Consider the following 16,897-nt stretch of genomic DNA (forward strand, 5'->3'; position numbering starts at 1 on the left):
TTTATGGTTTATACATAATCATTTATGACTTTTTCCACTTCTAATTTCAATGTAAAGTTTCACAAAATCTTTACATTAGAATCGTTCCTTTTACTTTACTATCTCTTGTATAATGCACTTAGAAAAACATTCTAGGAGGGCATTTTGAAAAACAACAAATACACTATTCACACATTATTAGAGATTTTTCTCGTTTCATTTAAATTAGGACTTACTTCATTTGGTGGTCCTGTCGCCCATCTTGGGTATTTCCACCACGAATATGTGAAAAAAAGAAAATGGATGGATGAACGGAGCTATGGAGATTTAGTAGCACTAAGTCAATTCCTTCCTGGTCCTGCTAGCAGCCAAGTCGGTATGGGGGTTGGATTATTAAGGGGCGGCCTATTAGGAGCTATTATTTCATGGATTGGATTCACACTACCGTCTGTGCTCGTTTTAGTTTTCTTCGCCTCATTCCTTAATCAGCTCGATCTTGGAAGTGCGGGCTGGATTCATGGACTAAAACTTGTAGCAGTCGCTATTGTCGCTCATGCAATATGGGGAATGGCGCAAAAATTAACGCCAGACCGAAATCGTGCGACGATTGCTATTGTAACTGCCGCAATCGCCTTATTATGGCCAAGTAGCTGGATACAAGTCACTCTCATTATCATATCTGGCTGTATCGGCTGGTTTTTATATCGCAACCAACCAATTAGCCAATCTCAAAGTATAAAAGTGCCTATTTCAAAAAAAATAGCAGTTTCGTGTCTCGTCTTATTCTTCGGACTATTACTACTGCTACCAATTTTAAGACCGTTCTCTTATTACATCGCCTTATTCGATAGTTTCTATCGCTCTGGCGCACTTGTATTTGGAGGCGGACACGTCGTGCTACCTCTTCTTGAAGGTGAATTCGTACAAAACGGAATGATGACAAAAGAACAGTTTCTAGCTGGATACGGATTAACACAAGCAATGCCAGGACCACTGTTTACATTCGCTTCTTATATAGGAGCAGTGTTAAACGGAACGCTTGGAGCAATACTCGCAACAATTGCGATTTTTCTTCCTGCTTTCTTACTCATTATTGGTGTTTTACCATTTTGGGACAGTGTAAGAAGAATATCTTTCATACAAGGCGCACTACTTGGAGTCAATGCGGCCGTTGTCGGTATTTTATTAGCAGCTTTTTATGATCCGATTTGGACAAGCACGATTATGAACGCTGTAGATTTTGTTTTTGCATCTCTTCTATTTTGCTTGCTCGCTTTTTGGAAAACACCACCTTGGGTTATCGTTATACTTGGAGCCTTTGGCGGATATATTCTATCCATTTTGTAAATAAAAAAAGACGGCATAATGTAGCCGTCTTTTTTCTATTAAAACTTTACAAGCTCTATTCCTTCAGGCAACTCACTCTCTGTTAAAATACGCAATTCTTTTACACGATCCATTACGTAAGAAGAACGTTTCACAAGTTCTGGATCAATATACGCTGGATGAACCATAATTTCTACCGTTTGTTCACCTTGTACTCTTTCTTTTAACTTCACAAAATAATCTTCCGTCACACCATCCGCATAAAAGTCACTATAAAACACATCAGAAAATGGACGCACTGCTCGCTCTTCTTCACAACGACGAATTGGAACATTATATGTAGCAGCTAATCTTTCCAGAACATCGTGCAAGATCGGTAATCCATGCACGTGATGATGACTATCTAAATGAGTTGGTTTTAATCCGTAAGATAAGAATTTCTCAATTTGAGCAGTCCACTCTCTCTCAACTTCCTCTGGATTTACCTTCCCTTCCCATACGACGCTTTGTTTATGAAACAATCCATCGCTACTTACAAGTGATGGTACATCTCCAAGAAGCGGTTTCCCTGCCGTTAATACGAGATGTACTCCTACCCCTAACGTTTTATACTCTTTTGCTAAGTGTACCGCATGCTCTGTCCCTGGCATATTCATCATCATCGTCGTTGAATTTACAAGTCCATTTATATGTCCATCAATAATGCCATAATTTGTACCTTCTGTAAGACCGAAATCATCTGCATTTACAATTAATTTAATCATCGTAATACCTCCTAATAGAATAAAAAAAGCGGGCTAAATAGCGCCGCTTTTATTTCTCTACCTTTTTGAAGAACTGCGGAAGATATTCTTTATGCGCTTCCAACATTTCATCTAAAATTTGTTTTGCAACTTTATCTGATGGTACAAGTGGATTAATTGTCATAGCAAGCAGCGCTTTATGATAATCCCCTGTAACAGCAGCTTCAATTGTTGTGCGCTCAAATGATTTAATTTGTTGTACTAAACCGCGAACTGGTACCGGAAGATCTCCAACTGCAATTGGTTTTGGACCTTCTTTCGTAATAATACAGTTCACTTCAACAGCAGAATCATGTGGTAAGCTTGCAATTGTTCCGTTGTTTCGTGTATTAACAGGCTGGATATCACCTTTATTATTGTAAATAGACGTAATTAAGCTACATGCTGCGTCACTATAATAAGCGCCTCCACGTTTTTCTAATTGTGGTGGTTTAATATCTAAGTTCGGGTCTTTATATAACTCGAATAAATCATCTTCTAATTGTTTTACTACTTCTGCACGTGTACCTTTTTCAACCGAAGCTTCTTTCTCTTCTTCTAACATTTCACGTGTTTTGTAGTAGTAACGATGGTATGGACATGGAATTGCACGAAGGCCACGAATAAAGTCTGGTTCCCAGTTAAGCGCTGCGATATTTTCCATCGTAATTTGCTTTTCTGGATCTGTTACAAGCTCTAACACACGATCCATTACACTTACGCCATCTAAATATACGTCTAGTCCGTATACCATATGGTTTAAACCTGCGAAGTCAACGTGTACACGACTCGCATCTACTTCAAGTAATTTTGCAAGACCCATACGAATTCCGATTGGAACGTTACATAGACCAACTACTCTTTGAATATTTGTATAACGAAGAACAGCTTCTGTTACCATACCAGCTGGGTTTGCAAAGTTAATTAACCATGCATTTGGACAAAGCTCCTCCATATCCTTACAAATATCTAAAATGACAGGAATCGTTCTCAACGCTTTGAATAAACCACCAGGACCATTCGTTTCCTGACCGATTACATCATATTTTAATGGGATTGCTTCATCTTTTGCACGTGCTTCTAATAAACCAACGCGAAGTTGTGTTGTTACGAAGTCAGCATCCTTTAATGCCTCGCGGCGATCAAGCGTTAAATGTACCTCGATTGGTAAACCAGATTTTTTCACCATACGTTTCGCTAAGTTACCAACGACTTCTAACTTCTCTTTTCCTGCCTCAATATCTACTAACCAAATTTCACGAACAGGAAGCTCATCATAACGTTTAATAAATCCTTCAATTAACTCTGGTGTATAGCTAGATCCACCGCCGATTGTAGCAATTTTAATTCCAGTCATGCTTTATTCCCCTTTCGCTTCTAATTTTTTATAAAGATCGATAAACTCTGCCGCTAATTCTTTTACTGTAATCGCATTCATTAAATGATCTTGTGCGTGAATTAAAAGAACACTAATCTCTGTTTTTTCTCCTCTTGCTTCTGATTGTATGAGCTCTGTTTGGAAATGATGCGCTTCATTGATCGCTTCTTTCGCCTTTATCATCGCTTCATCAGCCTCTGCCATTTTCCCCTGTTTGGCAAATTGAAGTGCCTCCATTGCAAAGCTTCGTGCATTACCACTATTTAAAATCAATTGGAATGGAATTTGTTCTGCTGTAGTCATCATAATTACCGCCCTCTCTATAAGGTTCAACCGATTAAAATACCCCTTCAGTTTGAACATGTCTATTAAATTATTATTTTATGAATGATAGTTTGGTGTTCTTGTAGATGAGTCTCATCTTTTGAACATGATATAAAGGTAATTGTTCTCACAGATCATGTTGTCTGTGAGAACAATTATTATGTTACATAGGTACAGAGTTGTTATTTCCTTGTGCTGCTTTCTCAGTACGGATAACTGAACGATCGCATGCGACAACGAATGGGAAGTAAATCGCCATTGCAACAACAAAGTTGAATAATTGTAAAATCGCACCAGAAGGATGTAAACCTGTTACAAGATACCCACTAATAATTGGTGGAACGTTCCATGGAACCATCGCTACTGTTTTTGGTACCCATCCTAAGTAAATTGCTGTATAAGATGTAATAACTAACACAACAGGTGTTAATACGAACGGGATGAATAAAATTGGATTTAATACGATTGGTGTACCAAAGATTACTGGTTCGTTAATGTTAAATGCACCAGGTCCAATTGATAGACGAGATACACCGCGTAATTGTGCACTTTTCGCTACAATTAATACAACCACTAAGAACGCTAATGTTGCGCCAGAACCACCAAGATATACGAAAGTATCGAAGAATGGTTTTGTAATAATGTTTGGAACATCAAATGCAGATGTACCATCTTGGAATAACTTAATATTTTTCTCTAACGCCGGTAAATAAAGTGGCTCAATAATACCACCAACAATATTTGGACCATGTAAACCGAAGAACCAAAGTACATGTACTAATAACGCAATAAAGATTGCACTTGGTAACGTACCCGCTAAACCTTGTAATGGAACTTGTAATGTATTAAAGATATACTCATGAACACTTGTACCTGCTAGTTTTACTGCTAATTGAATACTTGCAATACCTGTTAAAATCACAAATGCTGGAACTAAAGCAGCGAAAGATTTCATTACTGCTGGTGGTACACCGTCAGGCATTTTAATTGTAATGTTTCTTTGAACAAAGAAGCGGAATATCTCCGTTACGAGTATGGAGACAATAAGTGAAACGAACAAACCCTGTGCGCCTGTCCAAAGCATATTTATTCCAGCTTCTTTTGGTGTTGTTGGTGTAAGAATAATTAATGCACCAAACGAAATAATACCTGCTGACAATCCATCAACACCGTAAGATTTTGCTAAGTTATAACTTATGGTAACCGCCACCATCAGAGCTAATACCCCGAAGGACCCTGTCCACATACCAGCACCAATTTGTGTCCAAGTTTCACCGAATAAATCTTTCATAAAACCTTGGAATGCTGGAATTGGTAAACCATTAACTAGTACTGCCATCGAACCAACTAAAATAAGTGGCATAACTGCAATAAATCCATCTCGGATCGCAGCTAAGTGACGTTGCGATCCGATTTTACCAGCAATCGGAACCATGTACTTCTCCATAAATGCAATAAACTTTTGCATTTTACTTCCCCCCTAATTATTTTTTAAGTGTTAATGCGTGATCTAAAACTGCTTCTCCATTCATCATGCCGTAGTGCATTGGATTGATAACGTCGATTCCAACGTTCTTCTCATCAGCAAGCGTTTTCATTGAAGAAAGCATGTAACGAACTTGTGGTCCTAATAATAATACGTCTGCTTGATCGATATTTGTTTTTACTGCATCCCCAGATACAGCCCAAATCTTTCCTTCTAGACCGCGAGCTTTTGCAGCCGCCTCCATTTTTGTAACTAGTAAACTTGTAGACATCCCTGCTGAGCAACATAATAAAATATTCATTTGAAAATCCCCCTTGTGTAGTATAAAAATTTTATGTTTTATTTATTTTTCTTTACGCTATTTATTAATGCAATTAGCGTGCCAACTTTTTAAAATCACTAAAATCAGCACTTTTTCGACTATTTTCTTTGTGTGTTAACGCTTTCAATTAGTGTGTCACTCAAAAAACACACAGTGTGTTATAAAACAACACGCTTTTAACACATAACTGTATGAAAATAGATTAGTGTTTAGTTGTCTAGTTGTGTTTAAAATAAAAAAACACTAAAAAAATTTTTTTAGCGTGAAAATCTATTAAAAAAAACTCCTCTATCTATTGTCCAAGCAAAATCTACTAGATTACATAGAATAGAATAGAATAAAATAACACAATTCGAAAGGGGATTCCTATGCCAAAACATAGAAAACAAAGCAAAATAAAGATTTATAGAATAACAAGCTATAAAAAAGACAAGCGTTCTGAATTAGACTCTAACAAATTTGAACTAGAACAGCAGGCGGTAGAAAATAAGCAGGACAAGCAGGGCAAACAAGATAATCAAGTACAATCGGAAAATGTAGTCATAGTACCCACAGATTCACACAACTTAGATATATGGGATGAAATTTCTCTAAAGGAAATACAAGCTGGTGAACATACAAATTTATTTGCGGAACAAAGTAATTATCAAAATATTAATTTGTTGCAAGTTAGCGATATCCGTTTATATTTGGACAAGCAACTACAATTCAGTTCCGTCGATGAGCAAATTTATCATGAAGCACTTGTGCATCCAATTATGTCAAAAGTAATTGATCCAAAACGTGTTCTCATATTAGGCGGTGGCGATGGCCTTGCCCTGCGAGAAGTTTTAAAATATGAAACTGTACTACATGTAGACCTTGTTGACTTAGATGGATCGATGATTGATATGGCTCGTAATGTTCCTGAATTAGTTTCTTTAAACAAAAGTGCATTTTTTGATAATCGTGTAAATACACACGTATGTGATGCAAAAGAATTTTTAAGCTCTCCTTCCTCTTTATACGATGTAATCATTATTGATTTTCCAGATCCAGCGACAGAGTTGTTAAGTACTTTATATACAAGCGAACTTTTTGCTCGTATAGCTACATTTTTAACAGAAGACGGCGCGTTCGTCTGCCAATCTAATTCACCTGCTGATGCACCTCTAGTATATTGGAGTATCGGTAAAACAATTGAACATGCGGGATTAACTGTGAAAAGTTATCATACAATCGTTCCTTCTTTCGGAACTGACTGGGGATTTCATATCGCTGCTAATTCTGTCTATGTACTCGATCAAATTGAGCAATTATACGTAGTACCAACTCCTCGAACATTACCTTCCCTTCTTTTTCCTTTATTTCAATTTAGAGAAGAACATTTAGAACAACGTAATCTCGCTCTTCTAAACTCAGAATCGAACCTTATCCTGCATCAATGTTATAAACAGGAAATGGAGTTTTGACGATATCACAGGAAGGAGTGCTACCTTATGGAATATTCTACTTTCGGTAAGCATATAATAGTAGATTTGTGGGGAGTGGATTTTTCCCTATTAGATGATATGTACTTTTTAGAACATCATTTAATTCACGCTGCCGATCTCTCGGGTGCCCATGTTTTAAACGTAAGTACAAAAGAATTTGATCCGCATGGCGTTACTGTTTTAGTTTTACTATCAGAAAGCCACCTCTCTATTCACACTTATCCAGAAAAAAACTTTGCTGCCATTGATTGTTATACGTGCGGTACAACCGTTGAACCGCAAATAGCGATTGATTATATCGTAAGTATATTGAAACCAAATGAGATGCATATAAGAAGATTAATTCGTGGTATAGGAGAGATTATTACTACCGATTAAATATCATTCTTACTCATTTGTAAAAAGGAGGATTGTAAATACCATCAGTGGAACGAACACTCCACTGATGGTACAGACACATACATAAAAAAACCTTGCATACGCAAGGTTCATTCAGTCACTGACATCTTCCTATATAATTCTACAAATTCACTCGCTAATTCCTTCACCGTAATCGCATTCATTAAATGATCTTGCGCATGCACCATCAGAAGAGTTACTTCAGTTTTTTCACCACCAGCTTCTTTCTGTATGAGATCCGTTTGTACACGGTGCGCCTCTTTTAATTCCTCTAACGCTTCTTGTAATTTCGCTTCTGCTTCTGTAAACTCCCCACGCTTCGCGCAATCAATTGCTTCCATTGAACAACTTCTCGCATTTCCCCCATGCAAAATCAAATGAAAAGCTTTCGTCTCTATCGTATCCATTTTCCTTCTTTACTCCCCCTTTTCTTCCGCTACTTTTTGTTTATCCCATATTTTTAAGAACGGTAAATAAATGAAGAATGCAAGCGCAAAGTTAACAAGTTGTAAAACAACGCCTGAAATTTTCCCGCCCGATCCTAAATATCCACTAAAAAGAATAGGTGTCGTCCAAGGTACAGCAGCTCCACTCGGGCGAGCAACTAATCCCCATTCCATTGCAAAGTAAGAAACGATTGTTAACACAACCGGAACTAATATAAATGGAATTAATAAAATTGGGTTCATTACAATCGGCATACCAAAAGTTACCATCTCATTAATGTTAAATATACCAGGTGCAATTGACAATCTCCCTAAACTTTTTAATTGCTGACTTCGTGCAAACAATAACATTCCGACAACTAAAGCAAGTGTTGCACCAGAGCCGCCCATATAAATCCATAAATCAAAAAACTGTGCGGTAATTGTATTCGGTACATCTTGCCCTGCTTGGAAAGCAACTCGGTTTTGATCCATTAATGATAACCAAACAGGACTCATTACACCACCAACAATAGTAGCACCATGAATTCCACACGACCAAAGAACGTGAACGAGAATAACTGCTATTATTGCGCCCCAAAGACTAGCACCAAGTATACTAAGTGGTTCCTGTAAAATTTGCCCTACAATATTATGGATACTGCCAAAAGAAGTATTTTCTATAATTAAACGTACAATCCAAATAACCGTTACAACAATAAATCCTGGAACAAGTGCTGCAAATGAACGTGTCACGGCTGGTGGAACTGTTTCTGGCATCTTTATAATTATCTTTTTTTGTACAATAAACCGATAAAGTTCAGTAGATATAAGTGCAATAATCATTGCTACAAACAACCCTTGGCTTCCCATTAATGCAGCTGGGATAGCACCTTCTACAAGTACACTCTCTTTTGTACTTGGTATAATATATGCAACTTGAAATGGCGTCGCAAGTAAAAACGTCACAAGGGACAATGCTCCGGATGCTAAAGCATCCACTTTATAATATTCCCCAAGCCTGTAAGCGATTCCAAAAACAGCTATTAAAGCCATTATATTAAAAGTCGCACTAACTGGATACCCTAAAGCCCTCTGCCAATTCTCCCCAAACAAACCTGCCATAAAATCATTATAACCTGGTATTGGTAATGCACTAATAATAAGGAAAAATGATCCAATGATTAAAAAAGGCATCGTTAAAATAATTCCATCTCGAATTGCTTGCAAATGCCTCTGCTCTGCAACCTTCCCTGCTACTGGCATTACATATTTCTCTAAAAACTGTATCATCTATCCCACTCTCCTCATGGTTTCATTGACAACGCTGCTTGCAAGATAGCTTCCCCATTACAAAGTCCGTAATGGACGGATTGAATGACATCAACAGGTACTCCTTTCCCCTTACATAATTCTTTCATTTTCGGTAATAAATAACGTACTTGTGGCCCAAGTAGCAGTACATCCGCTTCATCAATGTGGCTATTTACTTCAGAACCTGATACAGCCCAAATCTTTACCTCTATTCCTCTTGCCTCTGCTGCTTTCTCCATTTTTGTAACAATCAAGCTGGAAGACATTCCCGCTGCACAGCAAAGCAAAATATTCATCCCGCTTCCCTCCCCTTTTTCTAAACCTAAGTTATGGTGCATCCCTTACCACCACTAGGTTACAAATATATATGTCTAGATTTCCTGCTGTATGCCGAGCTTAAAAACAAAAATTTCTCGGTTTTCACGCTATTCCATCTATCAGTATTCTCCTAGTAAAGAGGGCTCTAACTCGCTATAATAATTCAGTATGATTTTTTATGATTGATAGGAGGGTATATTTATGAAGGCATATCGCTTTCCACTTATTTTATTATCTTCTATCCTAATTGGTGGTTTCATTGGTTATTTCATGGGTGCCGATGCCGTTGCTTTAAAGCCGCTTGGTGACATTTTCTTAAACTTAATGTTTACGATTGTTGTACCGTTAGTGTTCTTTAGCATCGCGTCATCTATTGCTAATATGGATGGATTAAAACGTTTCGGTAAAATTATGTCTAGTATGGCTGGGACTTTCTTATTTACAAGTATTTTAGCTGCTATTTTTATGATTATTGTCGTGAAAGTATTCCCGCCAGCACAAGGTGTTGTATTAGAATTAACACAACCTGACAAAGCTGAAAAAGCGGTTAGCGTTGCAGATCAAATTGTTGGTATTCTAACAGTATCTGACTTCTCGAAGTTACTATCTCGTGAAAATATGTTAGCTCTTATTTTCTTCTCTATTTTAATGGGGATTGCAACTTCAGCAGTTGGTGAAAAAGGAAAACCATTCGCTACATTCTTACAAGCTGGTGCAGAAATTTCAATGAAAGTTGTATCTTTCATTATGTACTACGCTCCAATTGGACTTGCTGCTTACTTCGCAGCATTAGTTGGTGAATTCGGACCACAACTTCTTGGAACTTACTTCCGAGCAGCAATGGTATACTATCCAGCGTCTCTCATTTACTTCTTTGTATTCTTTACGTTCTATGCATACCTTGCAGGTCGCAAGCAAGGTGTACAAGTATTTTGGAAGAACATGGTCTCTCCTACAGTTACATCACTAGCAACTTGTAGTAGTGCTGCTAGTATTCCAGCGAACTTAGAAGCAACGAAGAAAATGGGTATCTCTTCTGATGTTCGTGAAACAGTTGTCCTTCTTGGATCTACACTTCATAAAGACGGATCTGTTTTAGGCGGCGTATTAAAAATTGCTTTCTTATTCGGTATTTTCAACATGGAATTCGAAGGACCGAAAACATTAGCAATCGCACTTGTTGTTTCTCTATTAGTAGGAACAGTAATGGGCGCTATTCCAGGCGGCGGTATGATTGGTGAAATGTTAATCGTTTCTCTATACGGATTCCCGCCAGAAGCATTACCAATTATTGCAGCAATTAGTACAATCATTGATCCTCCTGCAACAATGTTAAACGTAACAGCAGATAACGCTTGTGCCGTAATGACAGCTCGCCTTGTAGAAGGTAAGAACTGGATCAAAAACAAATTTGCTTAATAGATAGAAAGAGGATGCTCCTAACGAGCATCCTCTTTTTTTGATGTTAAGCCACTCCGCCACAAATTTGTTAAAATTTTCACAAATATTCCACATCCATTATCCATTCTCCGTACTATAATCATGTATGGAAAAGGAGATGGAAATAATGACTCAAAGCGCACCAGAATTTAAAGTTTTGCAAAGCATTGCATTCCTTGCTGTCGTTTTGCAAAGTTCGTTATTATATACAATGAATCAAGGAAATGTCTTACTTGAGCAATCTCTCATTATGGGCATGCTATTTAACCTTGCAAAATTTTCGGCACCTGCATTCATATTTATCGTTGGATTTCATTTAATTCGTCACTATACAAAGCAATTAGTATACAAAGAATATATTTCTGAAAAAGCCGCACATTTACTCATTCCTTATTTCTTCTGGTCTATTCTTTACTTATTAACAACAAACGATATAATCACATTACAAGGCGGAATAAAAAGTGTATTACTCGGAACGGCTGCACCTCACCTTTGGTACGTAATTATGATGTTCCAAATTCACTTATTGTTCCCTTTGCTGTGCACACTATTTTATTGGTTTCAAAAACGAACAGAAAATAAAAAAGACATATATAAATATATGACCGTCTTTGCTTCTCTATATTTCCTCTTAATGTGGTATTCTTCGCACTACATTTTTAATGGAGAGAAATTGACTAGCTCAACCATTTTACATTATACAGATCGTTCCTTCTTCTTCTACTCGTTCTATTTCGTCATGGGAGGAATCGCTGCTGTAGCACTAAAAACATGGCGGCTATTCGTCATGAAACATATCCCGCTTATCACAATCTTATTTTTCATCTTATTTTTATTCATCAATTATGAGTTATTTAGTTTTTACGGCGCAAACTCTATTCATTTAACCGTTTCGACTTATTTAAAACCGTCTATGTTTTTATATATCGTATGCGAAATCATTATACTTTACGTGCTTTCTATTACAATCGTACAGCGACGCGGTTTCTTATATAAAGCTTTACGGTTTATCGGAAATTACACATATGGTGCTTATTTAGCTCACTTTTTCTTCTTGCAACTATGTACAAAGTTTCTTTCTTTATTCACAATGCAAGAAAACACAATATTATATAGCTTATTATTATTTACAATAACGGCCACAATCTCGATTTCAGCAATGGTCATTTGCAGTACACTACCATTTCATACGTGGATTACAGGACCGTCTCCTAGGGCAAATGTGAGATGGGCGAAGATCGTACTTCGGAAAAATCACGAAAAAGTATGCAAACCATATCTTTGATATAATAGAATTCCATACAAGAAAAGAAAGTAGGATACACCTATGATTAATCAAATTGGACAAATTATGTTATATGTAAATAATCAAGATAAAGCCGTACAATTTTGGACTGAGACAGTAGGGTTCCAAATTATTGCAGAAGAAAATAATGGACAAGGATTTCGCTGGATTGAAATTGCGCCAGCAAAAGAAGCAGGAACAAGCATCGTCCTTCACGATAAAGCGTTAATTGCAAAGATGCAACCTGAATTAAACTTAGGTACTCCTTCACTTATGTTCTTCTCTAACAACTTAGATCAACTATATAAAGATCTTTCTGAGAAAAACGTTACTGTTGGACAAGTTGTAGATTTACCTACTGGCAGAGCTTTTAACTTTGCTGATAATGAAAACAATTACTTTGCGGTAATGGAACGCAAATAAAAAAGAAGCTATCCGAAAAAACCGGATAGCTTCTTTCATTTTAAGAAACTTTTTCTACATTCGTTTCCCTATGTTGTATATGGCTCGTGATCCAAGCAATTCCACCAGCAACAACGAGATAGCATAACAATATTAAAATTTGCATTTGTAATTGCGACCAATCTCCTAAAGAAATCACATCTTGTAGTCCTCTAAGAGAATGAGACATTGGGAGAAATTGTCCAATTTTGCTAAGAACAGCTATATTTAATTCTCCTGGGAAAGTACCCCCGCTCGTCGCTAACTGCAGGACAAGAAGCGTTACCGCTAAGAACTTTCCAACAAGACCAAATACTGTTACTAACATAAGAATAAACGTCATAAACGTAAAGGAAATAACGATACTTGATAAAACAAAGAGTGGCACACTTGCAACTTCTAATTTCATAACTCCTAGCACAACTATATCTACAAGCAATGCTTGAATAAGTCCAATTACATATACCAATCCTAATTTATTAATAAAATGTACTGTTCCACTTACTTTCATATTTTGTCTACGGCCAAGCGGTAAAATATTCGACGCCATAATTCCGCCAACATAAAATGCAAGCGATAAGAAATATGGTGCAATACCTGAACCGTAATTAGGTACGTCAGAAACTGTTGACTTCACTAATTGAACCGGCTCTGAGAACATCGTATTGCGTGCATCATCATTGCGAACATCTGCTATCTTCGCTGCGCCCTCTCCTAATTTCGTAGAAAGTTCTTTCGCACCATCGTCAAGTTTAACAAGTCCGTTCGTTAACTGATCAACACCATGATTCAGCTCTGTTCCGCCACTCGCAAGTTGATTGACACCTTCTTGTAATGATGTAAATCCAGTCCCCCATTTCGTAAATCCACTAGCGAAATTCGAAGCACCATCTGCTATCTTTTTCGTTCCAGCAGTAGCCTCATTTAACTTAACTCCGAATGTATTTATACCTTCTTCAATCTTATGTTGACCATCCGCAAGCTTCTTTGCACCTTGCGTCAATTGTTGCTGGCTATTATTTAAGGTGTTTGTTGCTTGAGCTAATCCATTAGACGTAGCAATAATCTTTTGAAAAGCAGGATCTTGCTGCACTTCTGGATGACTTTTCACGTACTCTTCTAATTGTTGTTTTACACTATTTGCTGCATTGTCCGCTTTCACTTGCCCATCAGCAAGTTTCTCACTTCCGTTCACCCATTCATTTGTACCAGCACTTAATTCACTAACCCCTGATTGTAAAGTTTTTTCACCTTGCGTCAATAACTCCATCCCGCTATGAAGTGAGGTTGCTCCTTGACTTAGCTCATTTGCTCCGTCAGTTAAGGCGGATTGGCTAGAAGCAAGTTTTTCACTTCCCTCTTTCACTTTTGATGTCCCGTCACTTAAACGATGAATACCATCTGCAAGCTGATTTGCTCCGTTTCTTGCATCTGTCGTTCCTTCATGTAACTTCCCAGCACCATAACTTGCATCATTCAACCCTTGTGCTAAGTCTTGAAACTTTGAAAAGACACCTTCTGTATAAGATTTCGTAATACTATTTGAAATTTTTGTTTTCATATTTTCAACAGCTGTCGTTCCAATTTGCGCTGCTACAAAGTTTTTACCCGGATTTACTTTGTACTGAAGCTGCGCTGGCTCTGGTTTCTCATCCATAAGTGTACTTACCTTTTTAGAGAAATTCTCTGGAATCGTAACAACCATATAGTACTTATCTTCTTTTAATCCTTCATCAGCAATTTTTTCTGATACGAAATGAAAAGCCAGTTCCTTATTCTCTTTTAAATTTTTTACAAAATCGTCTCCTGCATGAATTGTTTTCTCATCCATCGCGGCACCTTTATCTAAATTTACAATCGCAACAGGTAATTTATCTAATCGTCCGTACGGATCCCAATATCCAGCTAAAAAGAATCCTGAATAAATTAAAGGAACGATTAATAAAAAAATTAAAGCGATACGTCCATGTTTATGGTGCCACATCGCTTTCCAATCTTTAAATATAAGTTGAATTCCTTTCATGAAACATACTCCTTCTCCAAATTTAACACCATTAGAATGGTTTAACAGATTTACTATACACGTCCATTTCCATACTGTATAATACATCTTTAATTATCAATTCATTCCTTTTGGTCTATAGAAAGGAGAGTCAAAATGGAACTTCTTCAACTAAAATACTTTCAAACAGTCGCAAGATTAGAGCATATGACAAAAGCCGCTGAAGAATTGCATATCGCACAACCTTCGCTCAGCAAAACAATTGCTAGATTAGAAAAGGACTTAGGCGTTCCGTTATTTGACCGCCAAGGGCGACAGATTACATTAAACGCTTTCGGGAAAGTATTTTTAAAACGAGTAGAGCGTATTTTTCATGAATTAAGTGAAGGCGAACGAGAAATTAAAGATTTAGCTGACTTACAACAAAGCTCTATTACGCTTGCTGTTTCTATTCCAAGAATATTACCAGAACTAATCGGTTCTTTTTTACTAGAACATCCTAACGTTCGATTCCAGCAATTTCTCGCATCTACTCCTTCTATGAAACGACAACTAGATAATATAGAAATTGACTTTTGTATTTCTTCTGTGCCAATTGAAGGCGAGAAAATTATTTGGGAGCCACTTATTACAGAAGAAATTTTCTTAGTCGTCCCTTCAGGCCATCGTTTATCAGGACGTGAAAGTATCTATCTGCATGAAGTAAAAGATGAACCGTTCATTAGTATGAACACTGGTTACGGATTTCGGCACTTAACAGATGAATTTTGTAAAGAAGCTGGCTTCACACCACATATCGCTTTTGAAGTAGATGAACCAACCGTAATTAGCGATCTTATTAAGCAAGGTCTCGGCATCGCCTTTGTCCCAAGTTTAACTTTATTAAAAAACTCTACTTTAGCATTAAATAAGTTACGTATTATGGAACCCGTTTGTAAGCGAACGATTGGCTTAAGCTGGTCCAAAAAACGTTACTTATCGAAAACCGCCCAGCAATTCCGTGAATTCGTGATCGATTACTTCTCCAATATTAGGGCGTAAAATGATATCAATAAATAAAAGATGCCATCCCGATAGGATGGCACCTTCTATTGTTCACTTTTCTCTAATTCTATTTCAGCTAAAAGCGGTAGTACGTTATCGAAAATATGCGTATTATTATTTTCACCTGTTACGTATCCACCGTAATATCTACTAAATACGTTGTCATTTCGGAATGTGGACATATGGTCATACAATTCCTTTGCAAACTTTGTATCGCCTGTTTGTAGTACGTACAAAATTGTTAATCCGTAAGCGGCTGGCGATTCATACTTCACAGTTTGTTTTCCCGTTTCTAAATTGTAACGACCGTATAACTTTCCATCCTCCTGGAACTTCTTCTTTATAAATTCCAAATAAGCATCTGATGAAAGGCCACCTAAACTACGATGATATGCAACGTATGATTGGTCAATAAGATTCACTTCTTTATCGTACGTAAATGTACCATCCTCTTTATACTCTTTCGGGAATGCCCATCCATGCCTTGGGTAATCCGCTAAAAATTGAACGACTTCCTGATATTGCTGAGCAGAAACTTTACCATACTTTTTCATATAAGAGAACGCGCGCGGATTTATATATGACGTTGTTGCAAAATCATTTTGTTTCCTTGCATCTGCATCATAATAATCAACATAATAATTATCCTTCTTATTATAACGAATTACAGCATCACTCAATTGATCTGCCAAGTTTTTATAACGCTCTTCCTTGTACATTTCATAAGCGCGATATAACTGTTCTATAATACGAAGATCGTCAATAAGTGCATTTGTAGCTGATTGCATTTCTCCCTTTTCAGAGATTTTCCATAAAACAATTTGGTCCTTATGTACAAAGTTATTTTGAATAACCTTAACTTGTTCATCGAATAACGCTTGATCATCTTTATCCAATGTATATTGTAGCCAAAGTCCTGCTGATTCCGATAAAGCTTCACGGCCTTTCGCTTCACCGGTACCTGCTTTTGTATCTTCTAAACGATATGTAGCAAGCGTCCCATTTTCATTCATCATATGTCTTAAAATAAAATGCTCCGTACGGTTTCCTTGCAAAGCTGACCAAAATACAATTCCACCTAAAGCGATTAAAAGAATAACTCCAATCACTATATATATACGTTTCCGCAAACTTTTCACCTCCCTAGTAAGGCTATCCTT

At 37.1% G+C, this 16,897-nt stretch carries 17 protein-coding genes; 7 read left to right on the top strand and 10 right to left on the bottom strand.

Annotation, left to right across the window (positions count from 1 at the left end; genetic code table 11):
• The first annotated feature begins 144 nt into the window (after window positions 1-144).
• Window positions 145-1,326: a chromate transporter gene (locus tag AC0L0O_RS23375; protein WP_098639124.1), complete on the top strand. Its 1,182-nt coding sequence runs from the start codon at window positions 145-147 to the stop codon at window positions 1,324-1,326.
• Window positions 1,327-1,364: 38 nt separating this feature from the next.
• Here AC0L0O_RS23375 and chbG read toward each other — a convergent pair whose 3' ends face one another.
• From chbG to AC0L0O_RS23400, 5 genes are all read right to left on the bottom strand, one after another.
• Complete coding sequence (chbG, locus tag AC0L0O_RS23380; protein WP_098639389.1) at window positions 1,365-2,069, bottom strand: chitin disaccharide deacetylase; 705 nt, start codon at window positions 2,067-2,069, stop codon at window positions 1,365-1,367.
• A 49-nt stretch (window positions 2,070-2,118) separates the two neighbouring features.
• Window positions 2,119-3,444, bottom strand: coding sequence for a 6-phospho-beta-glucosidase (gene celF / locus AC0L0O_RS23385; RefSeq protein ID WP_000145771.1), 1,326 nt, complete (start codon window positions 3,442-3,444; stop codon window positions 2,119-2,121).
• A 3-nt stretch (window positions 3,445-3,447) separates the two neighbouring features.
• Complete coding sequence (locus AC0L0O_RS23390) at window positions 3,448-3,771, bottom strand: PTS lactose/cellobiose transporter subunit IIA (RefSeq protein WP_000989049.1); 324 nt, start codon at window positions 3,769-3,771, stop codon at window positions 3,448-3,450.
• Between the two features lie 181 nt (window positions 3,772-3,952).
• Window positions 3,953-5,257 (bottom strand): PTS cellobiose transporter subunit IIC, encoded by a 1,305-nt coding sequence (celB, locus tag AC0L0O_RS23395; RefSeq protein WP_001168856.1) that lies wholly within the window; start codon window positions 5,255-5,257, stop codon window positions 3,953-3,955.
• Window positions 5,258-5,273: 16 nt separating this feature from the next.
• Window positions 5,274-5,576, bottom strand: a complete 303-nt coding sequence (locus tag AC0L0O_RS23400; protein ID WP_001023567.1) for a PTS sugar transporter subunit IIB — start codon at window positions 5,574-5,576, stop codon at window positions 5,274-5,276.
• Window positions 5,577-5,965: 389 nt separating this feature from the next.
• Here AC0L0O_RS23400 and AC0L0O_RS23405 point away from each other — a divergent pair, with 389 nt between their 5' ends.
• The gene (locus AC0L0O_RS23405) at window positions 5,966-7,048 is read left to right on the top strand and encodes a polyamine aminopropyltransferase (RefSeq protein WP_087932562.1); all 1,083 of its coding nucleotides are present in this window, start codon (window positions 5,966-5,968) and stop codon (window positions 7,046-7,048) included.
• A gap of 27 nt (window positions 7,049-7,075) precedes the next feature.
• Complete coding sequence (gene speD / locus AC0L0O_RS23410) at window positions 7,076-7,447, top strand: adenosylmethionine decarboxylase (protein ID WP_078437679.1); 372 nt, start codon at window positions 7,076-7,078, stop codon at window positions 7,445-7,447.
• 110 nt (window positions 7,448-7,557) lie between these two features.
• Here speD and AC0L0O_RS23415 read toward each other — a convergent pair whose 3' ends face one another.
• The 3 genes from AC0L0O_RS23415 to AC0L0O_RS23425 are packed head-to-tail and all read right to left on the bottom strand — an operon-like array spanning window position 7,558 to window position 9,503.
• Window positions 7,558-7,875: a PTS sugar transporter subunit IIA gene (locus AC0L0O_RS23415; RefSeq protein ID WP_000379638.1), complete on the bottom strand. Its 318-nt coding sequence runs from the start codon at window positions 7,873-7,875 to the stop codon at window positions 7,558-7,560.
• Between the two features lie 9 nt (window positions 7,876-7,884).
• On the bottom strand, window positions 7,885-9,186 hold the full coding sequence (celB, locus tag AC0L0O_RS23420) for a PTS cellobiose transporter subunit IIC (protein WP_000614054.1): 1,302 nt from the start codon (window positions 9,184-9,186) through the stop codon (window positions 7,885-7,887).
• A gap of 14 nt (window positions 9,187-9,200) precedes the next feature.
• Window positions 9,201-9,503, bottom strand: a complete 303-nt coding sequence (locus tag AC0L0O_RS23425) for a PTS sugar transporter subunit IIB (RefSeq protein WP_001023541.1) — start codon at window positions 9,501-9,503, stop codon at window positions 9,201-9,203.
• A 223-nt stretch (window positions 9,504-9,726) separates the two neighbouring features.
• Between AC0L0O_RS23425 and AC0L0O_RS23430 the strand changes: the two genes are divergently transcribed.
• The 3 genes from AC0L0O_RS23430 to AC0L0O_RS23440 all read left to right on the top strand — a co-directional run bounded on the left by AC0L0O_RS23430 (window position 9,727) and on the right by AC0L0O_RS23440 (window position 12,673).
• Window positions 9,727-10,944 (top strand): dicarboxylate/amino acid:cation symporter, encoded by a 1,218-nt coding sequence (locus tag AC0L0O_RS23430; protein ID WP_000649370.1) that lies wholly within the window; start codon window positions 9,727-9,729, stop codon window positions 10,942-10,944.
• Between the two features lie 148 nt (window positions 10,945-11,092).
• On the top strand, window positions 11,093-12,250 hold the full coding sequence (locus tag AC0L0O_RS23435) for an acyltransferase (protein ID WP_473786148.1): 1,158 nt from the start codon (window positions 11,093-11,095) through the stop codon (window positions 12,248-12,250).
• Window positions 12,251-12,292: 42 nt separating this feature from the next.
• A complete protein-coding gene (locus AC0L0O_RS23440) occupies window positions 12,293-12,673 on the top strand; it encodes a VOC family protein (protein WP_000609857.1) in 381 nt (126 codons plus the stop codon).
• A 40-nt stretch (window positions 12,674-12,713) separates the two neighbouring features.
• On the opposite strand, the gene AC0L0O_RS23445 is transcribed toward AC0L0O_RS23440, so the two are convergent.
• Entirely contained in the window at window positions 12,714-14,714 is a 2,001-nt protein-coding gene (locus AC0L0O_RS23445; RefSeq protein WP_473786149.1) for a YhgE/Pip family protein, read from the bottom strand.
• Between the two features lie 135 nt (window positions 14,715-14,849).
• On the opposite strand from AC0L0O_RS23445, the gene AC0L0O_RS23450 reads away from it, so the two are divergent.
• On the top strand, window positions 14,850-15,734 hold the full coding sequence (locus AC0L0O_RS23450) for a LysR family transcriptional regulator (protein ID WP_473786150.1): 885 nt from the start codon (window positions 14,850-14,852) through the stop codon (window positions 15,732-15,734).
• A 47-nt stretch (window positions 15,735-15,781) separates the two neighbouring features.
• Here AC0L0O_RS23450 and AC0L0O_RS23455 read toward each other — a convergent pair whose 3' ends face one another.
• Window positions 15,782-16,867, bottom strand: a complete 1,086-nt coding sequence (locus AC0L0O_RS23455) for a hypothetical protein (RefSeq protein WP_001231569.1) — start codon at window positions 16,865-16,867, stop codon at window positions 15,782-15,784.
• Window positions 16,868-16,897: the final 30 nt, after the last annotated feature.

The organism is Bacillus sp. GS3m_15504, from assembly GCF_055825275.1.